The following is an 18,138-nucleotide window of genomic DNA, read 5'->3' as shown; positions in this document are numbered from 1 at the left end:
CCGCCGGGGGGGGGGGGGGGGGGCGGGCGGGGGGCGGCCCCCCCCCCCCCCCCCCGGGGGGGGGCGGGCCCCCGGGCGCCGCGCGGGGGGGGGGGGGGCCGGCCCGCGCCGCCACCCACCCGCCGCCCAAGGGGGGCGGGGGCGGGGCCCCGGGGGGCCCCCCCCCCTTCCCGCGCCATGGTCAGGAAGCCGCCGGCGGCTTCGGGCCACCGGTGTCGTCCTTGTGCGCGATCTTGCCCAGGGCTTCCTTCGCCTTGCCCGTGCCGCTCGTGATCTGACCGCTGTACTTGCCCTTGGTCTTGGAGTCCACGGCCTTGGCCACCTTGTCCAGACCCTGGCCGATCTTGCCCTCGTGCTGCTGCGCGAGGTCACCGACCTTGTCCTTCGCGGGCGCGAGCTTGGCCTTCAGATTGTCCAGCAGGCCCATGGGTCACCTTCCGTTGGCGTTCGCTACGAACGGGCGTTCTCTCCGGTCCCGCTGTCCGCGGTCACCTCGGCCGACTGCTGCTTCGGGATCTCGACGGCTTCCGCCGCCAGAACCTCCGCCACAGCCGGCCCGGCCCCGGCCTCGCAAGCCGGTCCGGACTCCGCCGCGGGGGGCACGGTCACGGCCTCCTCGGCCGGAACCGCGTCCTTGCGACGAAAAAACCGATCAAAAACGCCCATGTCTACTCCCATAACGTTACTCGTGCGAGTGAAGTTCCGCCTTGGCCGGACCGGCCTCCACCGGGCCTGCGCCGGGCCGGAACCTCGCCAGGGCAACGACCCCGATCCCCTTCCGTCACGTAACCCGATCGGGTACATGCCGTGGGGTTTGCGAGACTGGGGCGGTGAGGAAAGCAGCCCCCGCCCCGCGGGTCATCGCCGTCGTCGGTCCCACCGCGGCCGGAAAGTCCGATCTGGGCGTAGCCCTGGCCCGCCATTTCGGCGGCGAGGTCGTCAACGCCGACTCCATGCAGCTCTACCGGGGGATGGACATCGGTACGGCCAAACTGACGGCCGAGGAACGCGGCGGGGTCCCCCACCACCTCCTCGACGTCTGGGACGTCACCGAGACCGCGAGCGTCGCCGAGTACCAGCGCCTCGCCCGCGCCGAGATCGACAAGCTGCTCGCCGAGGGCCGCACCCCGGTCCTCGTCGGCGGCTCCGGGCTCTACGTGCGCGGCGCCCTGGACGCCATGGAGTTCCCCGGCACCGACCCGGAGGTCCGGGCCCGGCTGGAGGAGGAGGCCACCCTGCGCGGCCCCGGCGCCCTGCACGCCCGGCTCGCCGCCGCCGACCCCGCCGCCGCCCGCGCGATCCTGCCCAGCAACGGCCGCCGGATCGTCCGCGCGCTGGAGGTCATCGAGATCACCGGGCAGCCGTACACCGCCAACCTGCCCGGCCACGACTCCGTCTACGACACGGTGCAGATCGGCGTCGACGTGGCCCGCCCCGAGCTCGACGAGCGGATCACGCTGCGGGTCGACCGGATGTGGGAGGACGGGCTGGTGGACGAGGTCCGCGCGCTGGAGGCCCAGGGGCTGCGCGAGGGGGTCACCGCCTCCCGGGCCCTGGGCTACCAGCAGGTGCTGACGGCGCTCGCGGGCGGGTGCACCGAGGACGAGGCACGGGCCGAGACGGTCCGGGCGACCAAGCGGTTCGCCCGCCGCCAGGACTCCTGGTTCCGCCGCGACCCACGCGTGCACTGGCTCAGCGGAGCCGCCGCTGACCGGCGGGAACTCCCCGGACTCGCCCGGTCGTTGGTCGAACGAGCGGTCACAGCCTGATCACGTCATGGCATCGGGACGCCCCGGGCGCCTGTCCGGGGCGTCGTGGCGTGCCATCATCAAACTTCCGCCGGTACCGTCACCGGTGGTGAACGGCGACGTACGAAGTCCGAGTGGGAGGGCGCGTGGCGATGGAGGCCGGCCCTCGTGACACCGGGCGGGGCGACCAGATCCGGCGGGAAGCCGGTCCGGTACCGCCCGGCGGTCCCGCAGGACCGCACGGTCCCGGCGCGGCGCCCGTCCGCGCCGCCCTGGACGGACCGGACGCACCGGCCGGTCCCGGCGTACCGGACGGGCTCGACGGAGCCGACGGGCTCGGGCTGCCCGCCGAGCCCGCGCGCCTGACCCCCGACGGCCCGGACGCCCCCGACCCCACCGAGGCCACGGCCGCCTCCGCGGCCGAGTTCGAGGTGGAACTGCGCCCGCAACGCCGCCTGCGCCTCTGGCAGATCGCCCCGATCGTCGGGCTGGCCGCGGCCGGCTCGCTGATGTTCGCCTTCCCCCTCGCCTTCGAGTTCGGCGACGGCGGCGCCGTCGTCGCCATGCTCGGCTTCCTCATCAGCTGCTGCGCCGGCGGCTGGGGGATGACGGCCGCGCGCCGCGTGGGCTACGCGTGGCCCGGACTCCCGCCGCGCGGGAGCGGGCGCCGCCGCGACTGGCGGACGGCCGCGCTGTACGCCCTGGCCGCCCTGGTCGTCGTCGCCCTCGCCGTCTACCGGGTCGCCCGGCTCCGCTGACCCCGTGACCCGCCCCGTGACCTGAGCGCTTCCGGCCGGGGCGTCCCTCCAATGGGTGATCCGTTTCACGCTGGACAAGAGGTGGACCGAGCCACGTGGTGGGGTCGGTAACATCAGGCACCGGCCCTGAGGGTTCACCCCATGCCCGCCACCGCCGGTCGAAGCCGCCGGAGGTGCCCATGAGTGCAGAGGCCACGAACCCCGATGCACACCCCGAAGCACGCCCCGAACTCAGCAGACGGGGCCGGACCAGGCTCGATCTGCGCCGACTCGGGCGCGCCGCCCTGCTCGGGCCGGTCTCCCGGGACCGGCTCCCGGACGCCATCGGCCACGTAGCCGAGGCGCACCGCGCCCACCATCCGGACGCCGACCTGTCCGTCCTGCGGCGGGCGTACCTCCTCGCGGAGTCCTCGCACCGCGGTCAGATGCGCAAGAGCGGCGAGCCCTACATCACCCACCCGCTCGCCGTCACCCTGATCCTCGCCGAACTCGGCGCCGAGACCACCACCTTGACGGCCTCCCTCCTCCACGACACCGTCGAGGACACCGAGGTGACGCTCGATCAGGTCCACGAGGAGTTCGGCGCCGAGGTCCGCTTCATCGTCGACGGCGTCACCAAACTCGAAAAGGTCGACTACGGCGACGCCGCGGAGCCCGAGACCTTCCGCAAGATGCTCGTCGCCACCGGCAACGACGTCCGCGTGATGTCCATCAAACTCGCCGACCGCCTCCACAACATGCGCACCCTGGGCGTGATGCGCCCCGAGAAACAGGCCCGCATCGCCAAGGTCACCCGCGACGTCCTGATCCCGCTGGCCGAACGGCTCGGCGTCCAGGCCCTCAAGACCGAACTGGAGGACCTGGTCTTCGCGATCCTCCACCCTGAGGAGTACGCGCACACCCGCGCCCTCATCGCCGCCCACTCCGGGGACCGCGACCCGCTGCCCGCCATCGCCGAGTCCGTACGGACCGTCCTGCGCGAGGCCGGCATCGCCGCCCAGGTGCAGATCCGGCCGCGGCACTTCGTCTCCGTCCACCGGATCTCCCTCAAACGCGGCGAGCTGCGCGGCTCCGACCTCGGCCGCCTCCTCGTCCTGGTCGGCGAGAACGCCGACTGCTACGGGGTGCTGGGGGAGCTGCACACCTGTTTCACCCCGGTCGTCTCGGAGTTCAAGGACTTCATCGCGGTACCGAAGTTCAACCTCTACCAGTCGCTGCACACCGCCTTCGCCACCCCCGAGGGATACGTCGCCGAGGTCATCGTGCGGACCCGGCAGATGCACCGGGTCGCCGAGGCGGGGGTGGTCGCCCTCGGCAACCCGTACGCCACCGGAGCACCGGAGGTCCCGGCCGACCCGGAGGAGGAGCGGGTCGACCCGACCCGGCCCGGCTGGCTCTCCCGGCTGCTCGACTGGCAGCAGTCCGCGCCCGACCCCGACACCTTCTGGAGCGTCCTGCGCGCGGAACTGGCCCAGGACCGGGAGATCACCGTGTTCCGGGAGGACGGCAGCGCCTCCGCCGCGATCAGCCTGCCGGCCGGGGCCAGCTGTATCGACGCCGCCTACGCCCAGTACGGCGAGGCGGCCCACGGCTGTATCGGCGCCCGGGTCAACGGGCGCCTCACCTCCCTGGCCTCCCGGCTCTCCGACGGCGACACCGTGCAGCTGCTGCTCGCCCAGGACGCCTCCTCCGGCCCCGCCGCCGAGTGGCTGGAGCACGCGCGGACCCCGGCCGCCCGGATCGCCATCAGCAGCTGGCTCCAGTCCCATCCCGACCGGGCGATGGCCACCACCACGGCCGCGCGGGCGCCGCTCTCCGTGATCGGGGCCCGCGGCGACGGGGGCAACGCGGTCGCCGACCTGCCGGACGCCCCCGTACGGCTGGCCGGATGCTGCACCCCGGTGCCGCCGGACGCGGTCGCCGGGTTCGTGGTCCGGGGCGGGGCCGTCACCGTGCACCGGGTCCAGTGCGCCGCCGTCGCCCGGATGCGCGCCGTGGGGCGCGCCCCCGTCGCCGTCCACTGGCGGGCCACCGCCGACTGCCGGGTCACCCTGCTCGCCGAATCGTTCGGCCGCCCCCACCTGCTGGCCGACCTGACCGAGGCCATCGCCCGGGAAGGCGTCGAGGTCGTCTCCGCGACCGTGGAACCGCCGGTCGAACAGCGGGTCCGGCACACGTACACCCTCCAGCTCCCCGACGCGGCGGGCCTGCCCGCGCTGATGCGGGCCATGCGGGACGTGGCGGGCGTGTACGACGTCAGCCGCGCCTGACCCGCCCCGGCCCCACGGCCCACGGGCCGCGGTGCGGGCGGCCCGGCGAAGGGCCTCGTTCGGGTGGTCCCGGCGCGCGCCGCGCGCGGGCGGGCGACGGGCGCTGGTAAGGGGTGGTGGATGCAGCTCACCCCACCCCGTCTGCGCGCCGCCCTGCTCGCCGCGGCCTCCCTCACCCTCGTCGCCGCCGTGCTCCCCCCGCCGACCCCGCTGGGCCTGGGCGACCGGCTCTTCCCGGAGCTCGGCAACCCCGGGTACGACGTCCTCTCGTACGACCTGTCCTTCACCTACAAGGACAACCGGACCCCCCTCGACGCCGTCACCGTCATCGCCGCCCGCTCGCTGGAGCCGCTGGAGCGGATCAACCTGGACTTCACCCACGGAACGGTCGCGTCCGCCGAGGTCAACGGGGAGCCCGCACGGTTCGAGAGCGCCGGGGAGGACCTCGTACTGACCCCCGCGCGGGCGGTGGCGTCCGGCGCGCCGCTGCACATCACGGTCCGGCACACCAGCGACCCGCGCGGGGCCGCCGACGGAGGCTGGGTGCCCACCGAGGACGGGCTGGCCATGGCCAACCAGGCCGATGCCGCCCACCGCGTCTTCCCCGGCAACGACCACCCCTCCGACAAGGCGTTCTTCACCTTCCGGATCACCGCCCCGGAAGGGCTCACGGCCGTCGCCAACGGAGTGCCCGCCGCCCCCGCGCTGCGCCGGGGCGCCGCGACCACCTGGACGTACCGGACCGTGCACCCGATGGCGACCGAGCTGGCCCAGGTCTCGATCGGCCACTCCGCCGTCGTCCACCGCACCGGACCGCACGGGCTGCCGCTGCGCGACGTGGTGCCCGCCGCCGACCGGGAGCGGCTGGAGCCCTGGCTGAAGAAGACCCCGGGCCACGTCGCGTGGATGGAGGAGCGGGTCGGCCGCTACCCCTTCGAGAACTACGGGGTGCTGATCGCGCGGGCGAAGACCGGTTTCGAGCTGGAGACCCAGACCCTCTCGCTCTTCGAGAACGCCCTGTTCTCGGGCCCCGGCTACCCCGAGTGGTACGTCGAGTCCGTCATGGTCCACGAGCTGGCCCACCAGTGGTTCGGCGACAGCGTCACCCCCCGGACCTGGTCCGACCTGTGGCTCAACGAGGGTCACGCCACCTGGTACGAGGCCCTGTACGCGGACGGGCTCGGCAAGTACTCCCTGGAACGGCGCATGCGCGAGGCGTACCAGCGCTCCGACCAGTGGCGGGCCGCCGGAGGCCCCCCGGCCGCCCCGAAGCCCGCCCCGCCCGGCGAGAAGGTCGGCCTCTTCCGGCCGGTGGTCTACGACGGGTCCGCGCTGATCCTGTACGCGCTGCGGCAGGAGATCGGTGTCCAGGCGTTCGACCGGGTCGAGCGCCGCTGGGTGGCCGAGCACCGGGACGCGACGGCGGGTACGGCCGACTTCGTCCGCCTGGCCTCGCAGGAGGCGGGACGGGACCTCGGGGCCTTCCTGGAGCCGTGGCTGTACGGGACGACGACCCCGGCGATGCCCGGCCACCCGGAGTGGGGCGGCCCGAAAAGGGTGTGACGGACGGAGAACGGGCATGTCACCATCGACGAGGCCGTTCGGGAATCCCCGGGCGGTGTGACACGTTGGACGTGGCAGTGTCATGGGTTATGGCACGTAGTCATCGCAGGTAGCTCTGTACGGCACGCAGTCATGTCACGTACGGCGGCAGTTCCCGGCCCTCCGGCCCACTGACCGCCGCGGACGCATCCGAATCGACGTAAGGGACCAATGACCTCCTCTTCTTCCCCTTCCCAGGAACCGCAGGACGCACAGGACACGGCGGACTCGCAGAGCTTCACCGAGAACCTTCGGGCCGATGCCCTGATGGAAGAGGACGTCGCCTGGAGCCACAAGATCGACGGAGACCGGGACGGCGAGCAGCTCGAACGCTCCGAGCGCGCGGCCCTGCGCCGGGTGGTCGGCCTCTCCACCGAACTGGAGGACGTCACCGAGGTCGAGTACCGCCAGCTCCGCCTGGAGCGCGTGGTACTCGTCGGCGTCTGGACCTCCGGCACGGTGAACGACGCGGAGAACTCCCTCGCGGAGCTCGCCGCCCTCGCCGAGACGGCCGGCGCCCTCGTGCTCGACGGCGTGATCCAGCGCCGCGACAAGCCCGACCCGGCCACCTTCATCGGCTCGGGCAAGGCCCGGGAACTGCGCGACATCGTGACCGAGACCGGCGCCGACACGGTCGTCTGCGACGGAGAACTCAGCCCCGGCCAGCTCATCGCCCTCGAAGACGTCGTCAAGGTCAAGGTGGTCGACCGGACCGCCCTCATCCTCGACATCTTCGCCCAGCACGCCAAGTCCCGCGAGGGCAAGGCCCAGGTCGCGCTCGCGCAGATGCAGTACATGCTGCCGCGGCTGCGCGGCTGGGGTGCCTCGCTGTCCCGGCAGATGGGTGGCGGCGGCGGTGGCGGCATGGCCACCCGCGGCCCCGGTGAGACCAAGATCGAGACCGACCGGCGCCGCATCCGCGAGAAGATGGCGAAGATGCGCCGGGAGATCGCGGAGATGAAGACCGGCCGCGACATCAAGCGGCAGGAACGCCGCCGCAACAAGGTCCCCTCGGTCGCCATCGCCGGATACACCAACGCCGGCAAGTCCTCCCTGCTCAACCGCCTCACCGGCGCGGGCGTCCTGGTGGAGAACTCACTGTTCGCCACCCTCGACCCCACCGTCCGCCGGGCCGAGACGCCCAGCGGCCGGGTCTACACCCTGGCCGACACGGTCGGCTTTGTACGGCACCTGCCCCACCACCTGGTCGAGGCGTTCCGCTCCACGATGGAGGAGGTCGGCGAATCCGACCTCATCCTGCACATCGTCGACGGCTCGCACCCGGCCCCGGAGGAGCAGCTCGCGGCCGTCCGCGAGGTCATCCGCGAGGTCGGCGCGGTCAACGTGCCCGAGATCGTCGTGATCAACAAGGCGGACGCCGCGGACCCGCTCGTCCTCCAGCGGCTGCTGCGGATCGAGCGGCACTCCCTCGCGGTCTCGGCCCGGACGGGCCAGGGCATCGAGGAACTCCTCGCGCTCATCGACGCCGAACTGCCGCGTCCCGAGGTCGAGGTGGAGTCGCTGGTGCCGTACACGCGCGGCTCGCTGGTCGCCCGCGCCCACGCCGAGGGCGAGGTGATCTCCGAGGAGCACACCCCGGAGGGCACCCTGCTCAAGGCCCGGGTCCACCAGGAACTGGCGGCCGACCTGGCCCCGTACGCGCTCCTCAAGCGCTGACGGGCCACCGCCGCCGACCCGGCGGCCACGGCTGACGGGTGAGGGCCCCCGCACACGCGGGGGCCCTCACGCACGCACGGGGCGCGAACGCCCCGCCGCCCCTACCTGAACTTGCCGCTGACGGCGTCGAAGACGCCCTTCGCCTCCGGACCCAGCCGGGGCCCGGCCAGCCAGCCCGCCTTGGCCGGGCCGATCGACGTGTTCGACACCAGCGCCGGCTTGCCGTCGGCACCCGCCGCGACCCAGCCGCCGCCCGAGGACCCCCCGGTCATCGTGCAGCCGATGCGGTACATCACCGGGTCGGCCGCGGCCAGCGAGAGCCGCCCCGGCCGGTCCGTGCACTGGAACGCCTTCTGCCCGTCGAACGGCGCCGCCGCCGGGTACCCCGTCGCCGTGATGCCCGCGACCTTCGGCACGGCCAGGGTGGCGAACTCGACCGGCAGCGCCGAACCGACCGTCTCCTCAAGCGACTTGCCGCCACCGTTCTCCGGGGTCACGTGCAGCACCGCGAAGTCGTACGGGGCGCCCGCGCCCCCGGTGGGACCGCCGGTCGCGATCCACTGGTCCGAGGTCTGCGCCCAGTCGCTCCACCAGACCCCGTACGGGGCCACCTGCTCGCGGGGCGCGCCCTTGAGCTCCGCACCCGGCTTGCCCGCGTTGTTGTAGGAGGGGACGAAGGCGATGTTGCGGTACCAGCCGCCCGCCTTGCCCGCGTGCACGCAGTGCCCGGCGGTCCAGACCAGGTTGGATTTGCCCGGGTGGGCCGGGTCCTTGACCACGGTCGCCGAGCAGACCATCGAGCCCCCGGGGCCGTCGAAGAAGACCTTCCCGGCCGCCGGGACGCTCTGGTGGTAGGGGGCGCGCGCTGCCTTGGCCGTCACCGCCGCCGGGGCCGGGTCGGTGACGCCCTGGTCCTTGCCCGCGTCCGGGTCGACGGCCGGGCGCTGCGGCTGCTCGGCGCCGCGCATCCGGTCCGGGTCCCACAGGCCCTCGATGATCGGGTTGATGTAGTCACCCGCCTCGCGGAGCCAGTCCTCCTTCTTCCAGTTCTTCCACGCACCGCCCTTCCACTTCTCCAGATCGATGCCGTGCTCCTTGAGCTTCTCCCGCAGCCCGTCCGGGATCTTGATCCCTTCGAGCCCGGCCGGAAGGCTCGCCGCCACGGTCGGCCCGGCGGCGCCGGCCTCCCCGTCGCCGGTTCCGCAGGCCGTGGCGGTCAGCGCGAGCGCGGCGGCGCACAGGAGCGCGGTGACCGGTCGGTTCGGTCGCATGTCGTAGATCCCCCTGGTGGTTGTGCCGGTGTGAGGCACGGTGGAGCCCCGCTGGTGCTGTGACCGGAAAGGTTCACCGGCCCGCGACGCCCGGCACGGCACCAGGCGCAACACCCCACTATGCCGCTGCCGTCGGGGACGGCGGAGCCCGGGGCGCCGGTTCCGCCACCGGGCCGGGAACGCCGTTCCGGCGGGTCCGGCGGTCCCTGCCGGAGTCCCGCCGGAGCCCCGTACCGGGCCTTCGCCGGCCCTCCGCCGGGCAAGGATCTTCGCCCCACCCGTGATCCGCCGCCGCCACCGTCGTTGGTACGGACGGGGGACGGGGGAACAGCGTCCGTGTTCGAGACGCGATCCGGAAGTGCAATCCGTGCGGGAGGACCGACACGCGTGGCGTTGACCGAACAGGCCGCAGCCGCGGCACAGATCCCGTCGCAGACCCCGGCACAAGTCCCGGTACAAGTCCCGCCACGGGGGAGCCGGGCGCAGGACCCCGGCGGACGCGACGGACCCGTCGTCCCCGTCTCGCCCGAGGGCATCCTGCGCAGGCAGGCACAGCGGGAGTCCGCCGCCCGGACGTACGCGCGCTCCCTGCCGATCGTCCCGGTGCGGGCCCGCGGGCTGACCATCGAGGGCGCGGACGGGCGCCGCTACCTCGACTGCCTTTCCGGCGCCGGAACCCTCGCCCTCGGTCACAACCACCCGGTGGTGCTCGAAGCCGTCCGGCGCGTCCTGGACTCCGGCGCCCCGCTGCACGTGCTGGACCTCGCGACCCCGGTCAAGGACGCCTTCACCACCGAGCTGTTCGCCTGTCTTCCGCCCGCGCTCGCCGCCGACGCCCGCATCCAGTTCTGCGGACCGGCGGGCACCGACGCCGTGGAGGCCGCGCTCACCCTGGTCCGCACCGCCACCGGCCGCTCCGGCCTGCTCGCCTTCACCGGGGCCTACCACGGCATGACCGCCGGGGCCCTCGACGCCTCGGGCGGCGCCCCGGGCGTCCGGGTGACCCGGCTGCCGTACCCGCAGGACCACCGCTGCCCCTTCGGCGTCGGCGGACCGGAGGGCGCCGAGCTGGGCGCCCGCTGGACGGAGAACCTCCTGGACGACCCCAAGAGCGGGGTGCCCGCACCCGCAGGCATGATCGTCGAACCCGTACAGGGCGAGGGCGGGGTCATCCCGTCCCCGGACGCGTGGCTGCGCCGGATGCGGGAGATCACCGCGGCGCGGGGGATTCCCCTGATCGCCGACGAGGTGCAGACGGGCGTCGGCCGCACCGGCGCCTTCTGGGGCGTCGACCACGCCGGGGTGGTGCCCGATGTGATGGTCCTGTCCAAGGCGATCGGCGGCAGCCTCCCCCTCGCGGTGATCGTGTACCGCTCCGGCCTGGACGTCTGGCCCCCCGGCGCGCACGCGGGCACCTTCCGCGGCAACCAGCTCGCCATGGCGGCCGGCGCCGCCACCCTCGCCCACGTACGGGAGAACGGGCTGGCCGAACGCGCCGGAGTCCTGGGGGAGCGGATGCTCACGGCCCTGCGCGGCCTGGTCCCGGCCCATCCCTGCGTCGGGGACGTCCGGGGCCGTGGCCTGATGATCGGCGTCGAGTTCGTCGACCCCGACACCGGAGCCGCCGCCCCGGCGCTCGCCGCGGCCGTGCGCCAGGAGTGCCTGGACCGGGGTCTGATCGTCGAACTCGGTGGCCGCCACTCCTGCGTCGTCCGGCTGCTGCCCCCGCTGACCCTCACCGACGAGCAGGCCACCGCGGTCCTCGACCGCTTCGCCGACGCCGTCCCGGCCGCCGCCCGCCGCTCCCGCTGACCCGCACCCCGAGGACCCCGATGACCACTCCGCCCCACCCCCCCTCCCCGGCGCCCCGCCCCACGCCCGCCGCCCACCCCCAGGCCGCCCCGCCCCCGCCGCCCCCGGCCCCGGCCGGGGAACGGTCCGCGGGGCAGGGCTCCGCCGGAGCGGGGTCCCCGGGCGCCGGGCAGCCGCCCCCGGCTCCGGCTCCGGTCCCGCCCCCGGAGCCCGGGCCCGCGCGGGTGGCGCCGGACGCCGGGGACCCGGGCGCGCGGCCCCGGACCCCGGCCGCCGGGCCCGCCGCTGCCCGGCCCCCGCTGCCCGGCGCCGGGGACCCCGGCCCGGCCGCGCCGGCCGCGCCGGAACCGGTGGTGTCCGGTCCGGTCGTCCCCGGCCCGGTGGTGCCCGTCCCGCGGCAGACGGACAGCGCGCCCGGGGCCCGTGCGACGCCCCGCGCCGACGGGTCAGGTCCCGCCGGGCCGGACCCGCTGGACCACCCCGACCCGGCCGTCGCCGCCGAGGCCGCGGCGGTGGAGAACCTGCTGCGCTGCTGGGTCCGCGAGACCGGGCTCGGCCGCCCGGACGGCCGGGCCGGGACTTCGCTGCGCGTCCCCCTCCCCGCGTCCGGCGCCGCCCTGCTCGTCGCCGTCCGCCACTGGTCCCCGGCCGGATGGCACCGCTTCGCCACACCCCGGCTCGAAGGCGTCCCCGCCGACGCCCCCGCGGTGGACGCCGTCACCCTCGCCGCGCTCCTCGCCCGCGAGGGCAACGGCCGCGGCGGCAACGACCTCGTCGGCCGGGTCGCCGACTCGGTGCGCCGCACCGCGGAATTCATCGCCGACCGGCGCGCCCACCCCACCGCCTCCGGGCCCACCACATCCGGGCCCGCCGCCACGGACCGCTTCCTCACCGCCGAACAGTCCCTCCTCCTCGGCCACCCCCTGCACCCGACCCCGAAGAGCCGTGAAGGACTCTCCGAGGCCGAGGTGCGCCGTTACTCACCCGAACTCCACGGCTCCTTCCCCCTCCACTGGTTCGCGGTCGCCCCCCGCGCGCTCGCCACCGACTCCGCCTGGACCGAGAGCGGCCGCCCGGTCCGCGCGGCCCGGCTCCTCGGCCGGCTCGCCCCCGGGCTCCCGCTGCCCGACGGGTTCGCCGCCCTCCCCCTGCACCCCTGGCAGGCCCGCGACCTGCTCCGGCGCCCCGCCGTCGCCGCCCTCCACGACGCGGGACTCCTGCGCGACCTGGGCCCGTACGGCCGCCCCTGGTACCCCACCTCCTCCATCCGCACCGTCCACCGCCCCGGCGCCCCGGCGATGCTGAAGCTCTCCCTGGGCCTGCGCATCACCAACTCCCGGCGCGAGAACCTCCGCAAGGAACTCCACCGCGGTGTCGAGGTGCACCGGCTGCTCCGCACCGGCCTCGCCGAGCACTGGCAGACGCTCCACCCCGGCTTCGACATCGTCCGAGACCCCGCCTGGGTCGCCGTCGACGCCCCGGACGGCACCCCCGTCCCCGGACTCGACGTCCTGCTGCGCCACAACCCCTTCCGCCCCGAGGACGACGCCGTCTGCGTCGCCGCGCTCACCGCACCCCGCCCCCGGCCGGGCCGGGCCACCATGGACTCCCGGCTCGCCGAGGCCGTCCGCGCCCTCGCGGCCACCACCGGACGCACCACCTCCGCCGTCTGCGCCGAGTGGTTCCTGCGCTACCTCGAACACGTCGTCCTGCCCGTGCTCGCCCTCGACTCGCTCGCCGGTGTCGCCCTCGAAGCCCACCAGCAGAACACCCTGGTCCTCCTGGACCCGGCCGGCTGGCCGGTCGGCGGCCGCTACCGCGACAACCAGGGCTACTACTTCCGCGCCTCCCGCCGCACGGAGCTGGAACACCGGCTCCCCGGTATCGGCGGCGCCAGCGAGACCTTCGTCGCCGACGCCGTCGCCGACGAACGCTTCGCCTACTACCTCGGCATCAACAACGTGTTCGGCCTCATCGGAGCCTTCGGCTCCCAGCGGCTCGCCGACGAACGTGTCCTCCTCGCCGCCTTCCGCGGTTTCCTCGGCAAGCACTGCGGCCTCGGCCCGCTCCCCGCGCTGCTGCTCGACTCACCCACCCTGCGCTGCAAGGCGAACCTGCTCACCCGCCTGGACGGCCTCGACGAGCTCGTCGGCCCCGTCGACACCCAGTCCGTCTACGTCACCGTCGCCAACCCCCTCCACGGCTGAAGCGCCCTTACCGACAGGGAGAAGAGCCCCCGATGCCCTCCACCGACGACACCGTCGAGCTACGGCTCACCGCAGAGCTGCTGCCCCTGCTCGCCGAGGCCGACCTGCTCGACTCCCCGGCCTCCTGGGGCAGCACCAGCACCCCCGCCGGGGCCTTCCGCCTCGAACCGGTACGGCTCGGCCGCGACCTGGAGCTCCTCACCGGCTGGATGAACGACCCCGAAGTGGCCGCCTACTGGGAACTGGCCGGACCCGCCGCCGTCACCGCGGCCCACCTGAGGACCCAGCTCGACGGGGACGGCCGCAGCATCCCCTGCCTCGGCCTGCTCGACGGCGCACCGATGAGCTACTGGGAGATCTACCGGGCCGATCTCGACCCGGTCGCCCGCCACTACCCGGCGCGCCCCCACGACACGGGTGTCCACCTGCTGATCGGGGACGGCGCGCACCGCGGCCGGGGCCTGGGGACCACCCTGCTGCGCGCCGTCGCCGACCTCGTGCTCGACAACCGTCCGCGCTGCACCCGGGTCATCGCCGAACCGGACCTCCGCAACACCTCCTCCGTGTCGGCCTTCCTGAACTCCGGTTTCCGCTCCTCCGCGGAGATCGCCCTCCCCGGGAAACGCGCCGCCCTGATGATCAGGGAACGGTCGCTGCGCAATCTCCTCTGACCGCCCCCCCGCACCGGCCGTGAATCCTCCGGACGCGTACGCGTTGTCAGTGGCGCCCCGTAGGGTTGGCAGTGCTATGACGAAGCCCTCCCTCCCCGACCTGCTGCACGCCGCCGTCTCCGCCGTCGGCGGCACGGAGCGTCCCGGCCAGGTGGCCATGGCCGAAGCCGTCGCCGAAGCGATCGACGACAACTCCCACCGGCTCATCCAGGCCGGTACCGGCACCGGCAAGTCCCTCGGCTACCTGGTGCCGGCCCTCGCGCACGGCGAGCGCGTGGTCGTGGCCACCGCGACCCTCGCCCTCCAGCGTCAGCTGGTCGAGCGCGACCTGCCCCGCACGGTGGAGGCCCTCCATCCGCAGCTGCGCCGCCGCCCGCAGTTCGCCATGCTCAAGGGCCGGTCCAACTATCTGTGCCTGCACCGGCTCCACGAAGGCGTCCCCCAGGACGAGGACGAAGGGCTCTTCGACCCGTTCGAGGCGGCGGCCCCCAGCAGCAAACTCGGCCAGGACCTGATCCGCCTGCGCGACTGGGCCGACGAGACGGACACCGGCGACCGGGACGCCTTGACCCCCGGTGTCTCGGACCGGGCCTGGTCACAGATCTCGGTCACCTCCCGTGAGTGTCTGGGCGCGACGAAGTGCGCGTACGGAGCCGAGTGCTTCGCCGAGGCCGCCCGGGAGCGGGCCAAGCTCGCGGACGTGGTCGTCACCAACCACGCGCTGCTCGCCATCGACGCCATCGAGGGCGCCCCGGTGCTGCCGCAGCACGAGGTGCTGATCGTCGACGAGGCCCACGAGCTGGTCTCCCGGGTGACGGGGGCCGCCACCGGCGAGCTCACTCCGGGCCAGGTGAAGCGGGCCGTGAAGCGGGCGGGCAAGCTGGTCGACGAGAGGGCGGCGGACGCCTTCGAGACCGCCGCCGATTCCTTCGAACGGGTCATGGAGCTGGCGCTCCCGGGCCGTCTGGAGGAGGTCCCCGAGGACCTCGGCTACGCGCTGGCCTCCCTGCGGGACGCCGCGCGCGAGGTGATCTCGGCGCTCGGCGGGTCCCGCGACAAGTCCGTCCAGGACGAGGACGCGGTCCGCAAGCAGGCCCTGGCCGCGGTGGAGAGCGTCCACGGCGTGGCGGAGCGGATCGTCACCGGCTCCGCGTACGACGTGGTCTGGTACGAACGGCACGACCGCTTCGGCGCCACCCTCCGGGTCGCCCCGCTCTCGGTCTCCGGCCTGCTGCGCGAGCGGCTGTTCACGGACCGCTCGGTGGTTCTGACCTCGGCGACCCTCAAGCTCGGCGGCGACTTCAACGGGATCGCGGCCTCCCTGGGCCTGGCCCCCGAGGGGGTCGAGGGGGACGACGTACCGGTCTGGAAGGGCCTGGACGTCGGCTCGCCGTTCGACTACCCCAAGCAGGGCATCCTCTACGTCGCCAAGCACCTGGCCACCCCGGGCCGTGAGGGCACCCGTGGCGACATGATCGACGAGCTCGCGGAGCTGATCGAGGCGGCCGGCGGCCGTACCCTCGGCCTCTTCTCCTCCATGCGCGGTGCCAAGGCGGCGGCCGAGGAACTGCGCGGGCGGCTGGGGAACCCGATCCTGCTCCAGGGCGAGGAGACGCTGGGCGAGCTGATCAAGATGTTCGCGGCCGATCCGAAGACCTGTCTCTTCGGGACGCTGTCGCTCTGGCAGGGCGTGGACGTGCCGGGGTCGAGCTGCCAGCTGGTGGTGATGGACCGGATTCCGTTCCCGCGCCCCGACGACCCGCTGATGAGCGCCCGGCAGAAGTCGGTCGAGGAGAACGGTGGCAACGGCTTCATGGCCGTCGCGGCCACCCACGCGGCCCTGCTGATGGCCCAGGGCGCGGGCCGGCTCGTCCGGGCCACCGGTGACCGGGGCGTCGTCGCGGTTCTCGACCCCCGGCTGGCCACGGCCCGGTACGGGAGCTTCCTGCGGGCCACGCTGCCGGACTTCTGGTACACCACGGACCGCAACCAGGCCCGCCGCTCACTGGCGGCCATCGACACGGTCGCCAGGACCGACGGCGCGTAGCCGCCGGTCACGAGGCCCACGCGAACGGGCCCACGGGTACGCGGCCACACACGGCGACGCGTACCCGTGGGCCCGCTCCCGGGACCCGACCACGGACCGGGGCAGGGGTCAGGACAGGGGACAGCCCCGGGACCCGGCGCAGTGGGTTCCGGGGCCGGCTGGGAGGCGGCGGGTCAGACCCGGCGCAGTACGGCGACGACCTTGCCCAGGATGGTCGCCTCGTCACCGGGGATCGGCTGGTAGGCGGCGTTGTGCGGGAGGAGCCAGACGTGGCCGTCCTCGCGCTTGAACCGCTTGACCGTGGCTTCGCCGTCCAGCATGGCCGCGACGATGTCGCCGTTCTCCGCGACCGGCTGGCGGCGGACCGTGACCCAGTCGCCGTCGCAGATCGCGGCTTCGATCATCGAGTCGCCGACGACCTTCAGGACGAAGAGTTCGCCGTCGCCGACGAGCTGGCGGGGGAGGGGGAAGACGTCCTCGACCGATTCCTCGGCGAGGATCGGGCCACCGGCCGCGATCCGGCCGACCAGGGGGACGTAGGAGGCGGCGGGCTGGCCGGTGGTGTCCGTGGGCTGCGAGCTCGGCTGGTCCGAGCCGCGGACCTCGTAGGCCCGGGGGCGGTGGGGGTCACGGCGCAGGAAGCCCTTGCGTTCCAGGGCCATCAGCTGGTGCGCGACCGACGAGGTGCTGGACAGGCCGACCGCCTGGCCGATCTCGCGCATCGACGGCGGGTAACCCCGCCGCTGCACCGAGTCCCGGATGACCTCGATGACCCTGCGCTGCCGGTCCGTGAGCCCGGAACTGTCGGCGCGGATGCCTGGAGGTCGACCTGGCAGTGAACGGGCGGGGCGTGCGGGCTCCGCCTCCGGGTTCAGGCTTGCGTCATTCATGGCATGCACCGGCTCAAGTCGGCTCTGGGAGCGGTTCTGGGCAGTGATGGTGGCGCTGTCTGCGGTGGTGGTCACGTCGGCCCCTCTCGAAATGGTCTCCCTAGCTGGACAACGGTAGTTGCTTTCGAAAGGTTGCGCCAAACACACGTTCGAGTGAAAAAACGCAGATCGCCCGGCGTGGGTATATCCAGAGGTGTATGGACGAGCGATATGCCGAACGCGGGTTCGGCGTCGCGTCCGGCGCTTGCGGTAGCCTTTCCGGTCGGGTGCCACCGTTGCGGAAGGCGTCCAGTGTGACACCGCGCAACTCCGTGCCGGTCCGTTGAGCGCCGCGACACGCAGGGTCACGTAAATCCACCACAACCCAAGATCTAGTGGTTGGATGTGCGCTGCCACCCAGAAGTTGTGGTCTGCGTTCGGTCAGGCTCCCGGGATCGCCTATGCTGGTGGCTGCTTCACGAGGCCCCGACAGAGCCCCGTCCCTGTCGTTCCGGGACCCCGTGAGGTGATCCAGCCGTGCCAAGAGGAGGGTGAGGGAACCATGCACTGCCCCTTCTGCAGGCACCCCGACAGCCGTGTCGTGGACAGTCGCACCACGGACGACGGCACGTCGATCCGCAGACGCCGCCAGTGCCCCGACTGCTCCCGCCGTTTCACGACGGTGGAGACGGCCTCGCTGATGGTGGTCAAGCGCAGCGGGGTGACGGAACCCTTCAGCCGCACCAAGGTCATCTCCGGCGTGCGCAAGGCGTGCCAGGGGCGGCCGGTCACCGAGGACGCGCTCGCCAAGCTCGGCCAGCGGGTCGAGGAGGCGGTGCGCGCCACCGGGAGCGCCGAGCTCACCACGCACGATGTCGGCCTGGCCATACTCGGCCCGCTGCAGGAGCTGGACCTGGTCGCGTACCTGCGGTTCGCGTCCGTGTACAAAGCGTTCGACACCCTCGAAGACTTCGAGATCGCCATCGTGGAACTGCGCGAGCGGCGGGCTCACTCCGAGTGCGGGCCCGGTGGGACCGGTTCGGTCCCCGTGCCCGCCTCCTCCGTCGACTGACCGGACGGCCGCACCGCCACCGCGTCGCGGCATGTCCGGTTCGGCCGGGCGAAGACACGTAGAAACAAGAAACAGCACCGTGCCGCGGAATAACGCTGGCACTTTAGGGCGTTTTTGCCCGCATATGGGAGGCG

Annotated in this window: 14 protein-coding genes; 10 read left to right on the top strand and 4 right to left on the bottom strand. The window is 73.7% G+C overall.

All coding sequences use genetic code 11. From position 1 onward, the window contains the following. Positions 1 to 181: 181 nt before the first annotated feature. Positions 182 to 427: an antitoxin gene (locus ACIA5F_RS21055; protein WP_399355128.1), complete on the bottom strand. Its 246-nt coding sequence runs from the start codon at positions 425 to 427 to the stop codon at positions 182 to 184. A gap of 23 nt (positions 428 to 450) precedes the next feature. Further along, positions 451 to 609 carry a hypothetical protein gene (locus ACIA5F_RS21050; RefSeq protein ID WP_399355126.1) on the bottom strand — a complete coding sequence of 53 codons (159 nt, stop codon included), beginning with the start codon at positions 607 to 609 and terminating at the stop codon, positions 451 to 453. A gap of 221 nt (positions 610 to 830) precedes the next feature. Here ACIA5F_RS21050 and miaA point away from each other — a divergent pair, with 221 nt between their 5' ends. The 5 genes from miaA to hflX all read left to right on the top strand — a co-directional run bounded on the left by miaA (position 831) and on the right by hflX (position 8,055). Further along, positions 831 to 1,769, top strand: a complete 939-nt coding sequence (gene miaA, locus ACIA5F_RS21045) for a tRNA (adenosine(37)-N6)-dimethylallyltransferase MiaA (protein WP_399355124.1) — start codon at positions 831 to 833, stop codon at positions 1,767 to 1,769. Positions 1,770 to 1,894: 125 nt separating this feature from the next. Next, a complete protein-coding gene (locus tag ACIA5F_RS21040) occupies positions 1,895 to 2,506 on the top strand; it encodes a hypothetical protein (RefSeq protein ID WP_399355122.1) in 612 nt (203 codons plus the stop codon). A gap of 179 nt (positions 2,507 to 2,685) precedes the next feature. Continuing rightward, a complete protein-coding gene (locus ACIA5F_RS21035) occupies positions 2,686 to 4,776 on the top strand; it encodes a RelA/SpoT family protein (protein WP_399355120.1) in 2,091 nt (696 codons plus the stop codon). A 120-nt stretch (positions 4,777 to 4,896) separates the two neighbouring features. Next, the gene (locus ACIA5F_RS21030; RefSeq protein WP_399355118.1) at positions 4,897 to 6,339 is read left to right on the top strand and encodes a M1 family metallopeptidase; all 1,443 of its coding nucleotides are present in this window, start codon (positions 4,897 to 4,899) and stop codon (positions 6,337 to 6,339) included. 210 nt (positions 6,340 to 6,549) lie between these two features. Beyond that, the gene (gene hflX, locus ACIA5F_RS21025) at positions 6,550 to 8,055 is read left to right on the top strand and encodes a GTPase HflX (RefSeq protein ID WP_399355116.1); all 1,506 of its coding nucleotides are present in this window, start codon (positions 6,550 to 6,552) and stop codon (positions 8,053 to 8,055) included. Between the two features lie 101 nt (positions 8,056 to 8,156). Here the strand turns inward: hflX and ACIA5F_RS21020 are convergent, their stop codons facing one another. Continuing rightward, positions 8,157 to 9,326, bottom strand: coding sequence for a trypsin-like serine peptidase (locus ACIA5F_RS21020; protein WP_399355114.1), 1,170 nt, complete (start codon positions 9,324 to 9,326; stop codon positions 8,157 to 8,159). Between the two features lie 534 nt (positions 9,327 to 9,860). On the opposite strand from ACIA5F_RS21020, the gene ACIA5F_RS21015 reads away from it, so the two are divergent. The 4 genes from ACIA5F_RS21015 to ACIA5F_RS21000 all read left to right on the top strand — a co-directional run bounded on the left by ACIA5F_RS21015 (position 9,861) and on the right by ACIA5F_RS21000 (position 16,063). Continuing rightward, on the top strand, positions 9,861 to 11,138 hold the full coding sequence (locus tag ACIA5F_RS21015; RefSeq protein ID WP_399355188.1) for a diaminobutyrate--2-oxoglutarate transaminase family protein: 1,278 nt from the start codon (positions 9,861 to 9,863) through the stop codon (positions 11,136 to 11,138). A gap of 20 nt (positions 11,139 to 11,158) precedes the next feature. After that, complete coding sequence (locus ACIA5F_RS21010) at positions 11,159 to 13,345, top strand: IucA/IucC family protein (RefSeq protein ID WP_399355112.1); 2,187 nt, start codon at positions 11,159 to 11,161, stop codon at positions 13,343 to 13,345. Positions 13,346 to 13,377: 32 nt separating this feature from the next. After that, positions 13,378 to 14,016, top strand: coding sequence for a GNAT family N-acetyltransferase (locus ACIA5F_RS21005; protein WP_399355110.1), 639 nt, complete (start codon positions 13,378 to 13,380; stop codon positions 14,014 to 14,016). Positions 14,017 to 14,092: 76 nt separating this feature from the next. Beyond that, a complete protein-coding gene (locus tag ACIA5F_RS21000; protein ID WP_399355108.1) occupies positions 14,093 to 16,063 on the top strand; it encodes an ATP-dependent DNA helicase in 1,971 nt (656 codons plus the stop codon). 173 nt (positions 16,064 to 16,236) lie between these two features. Here the strand turns inward: ACIA5F_RS21000 and lexA are convergent, their stop codons facing one another. Then, on the bottom strand, positions 16,237 to 17,028 hold the full coding sequence (gene lexA, locus ACIA5F_RS20995) for a transcriptional repressor LexA (protein ID WP_399355106.1): 792 nt from the start codon (positions 17,026 to 17,028) through the stop codon (positions 16,237 to 16,239). A 466-nt stretch (positions 17,029 to 17,494) separates the two neighbouring features. Here lexA and nrdR point away from each other — a divergent pair, with 466 nt between their 5' ends. Further along, the gene (gene nrdR, locus ACIA5F_RS20990; RefSeq protein ID WP_399355104.1) at positions 17,495 to 18,004 is read left to right on the top strand and encodes a transcriptional regulator NrdR; all 510 of its coding nucleotides are present in this window, start codon (positions 17,495 to 17,497) and stop codon (positions 18,002 to 18,004) included. Positions 18,005 to 18,138 lie beyond the last annotated feature (134 nt).

It is taken from the genome of Streptomyces sp. NPDC051567 (assembly GCF_044454165.1).
GTDB lineage: Bacteria > Actinomycetota > Actinomycetes > Streptomycetales > Streptomycetaceae > Streptomyces.
Note: the sequence above shows the minus strand (reverse complement) of the source record. Positions and strands in the feature narration are given on the sequence as shown.

Bases quoted from the DNA above. Each gene is read 5' to 3' on its own strand.
- ACIA5F_RS21030 (WP_399355118.1), top strand. From the start codon at position 4,897: ATGCAGCTCACCCCACCCCGTCTGCGCGCCGCCCTGCTCGCCGCGGCC.
- ACIA5F_RS21000 (WP_399355108.1), top strand. From the start codon at position 14,093: ATGACGAAGCCCTCCCTCCCCGACCTGCTGCACGCCGCCGTCTCCGCC.
- ACIA5F_RS21020 (WP_399355114.1), bottom strand. From the start codon at position 9,326: ATGCGACCGAACCGACCGGTCACCGCGCTCCTGTGCGCCGCCGCGCTC.
- ACIA5F_RS21010 (WP_399355112.1), top strand. From the start codon at position 11,159: ATGACCACTCCGCCCCACCCCCCCTCCCCGGCGCCCCGCCCCACGCCC.
- nrdR (WP_399355104.1), top strand. From the start codon at position 17,495: ATGCACTGCCCCTTCTGCAGGCACCCCGACAGCCGTGTCGTGGACAGT.
- hflX (WP_399355116.1), top strand. From the start codon at position 6,550: ATGACCTCCTCTTCTTCCCCTTCCCAGGAACCGCAGGACGCACAGGAC.
- ACIA5F_RS21055 (WP_399355128.1), bottom strand. From the start codon at position 427: ATGGGCCTGCTGGACAATCTGAAGGCCAAGCTCGCGCCCGCGAAGGAC.
- ACIA5F_RS21005 (WP_399355110.1), top strand. From the start codon at position 13,378: ATGCCCTCCACCGACGACACCGTCGAGCTACGGCTCACCGCAGAGCTG.
- ACIA5F_RS21035 (WP_399355120.1), top strand. From the start codon at position 2,686: ATGAGTGCAGAGGCCACGAACCCCGATGCACACCCCGAAGCACGCCCC.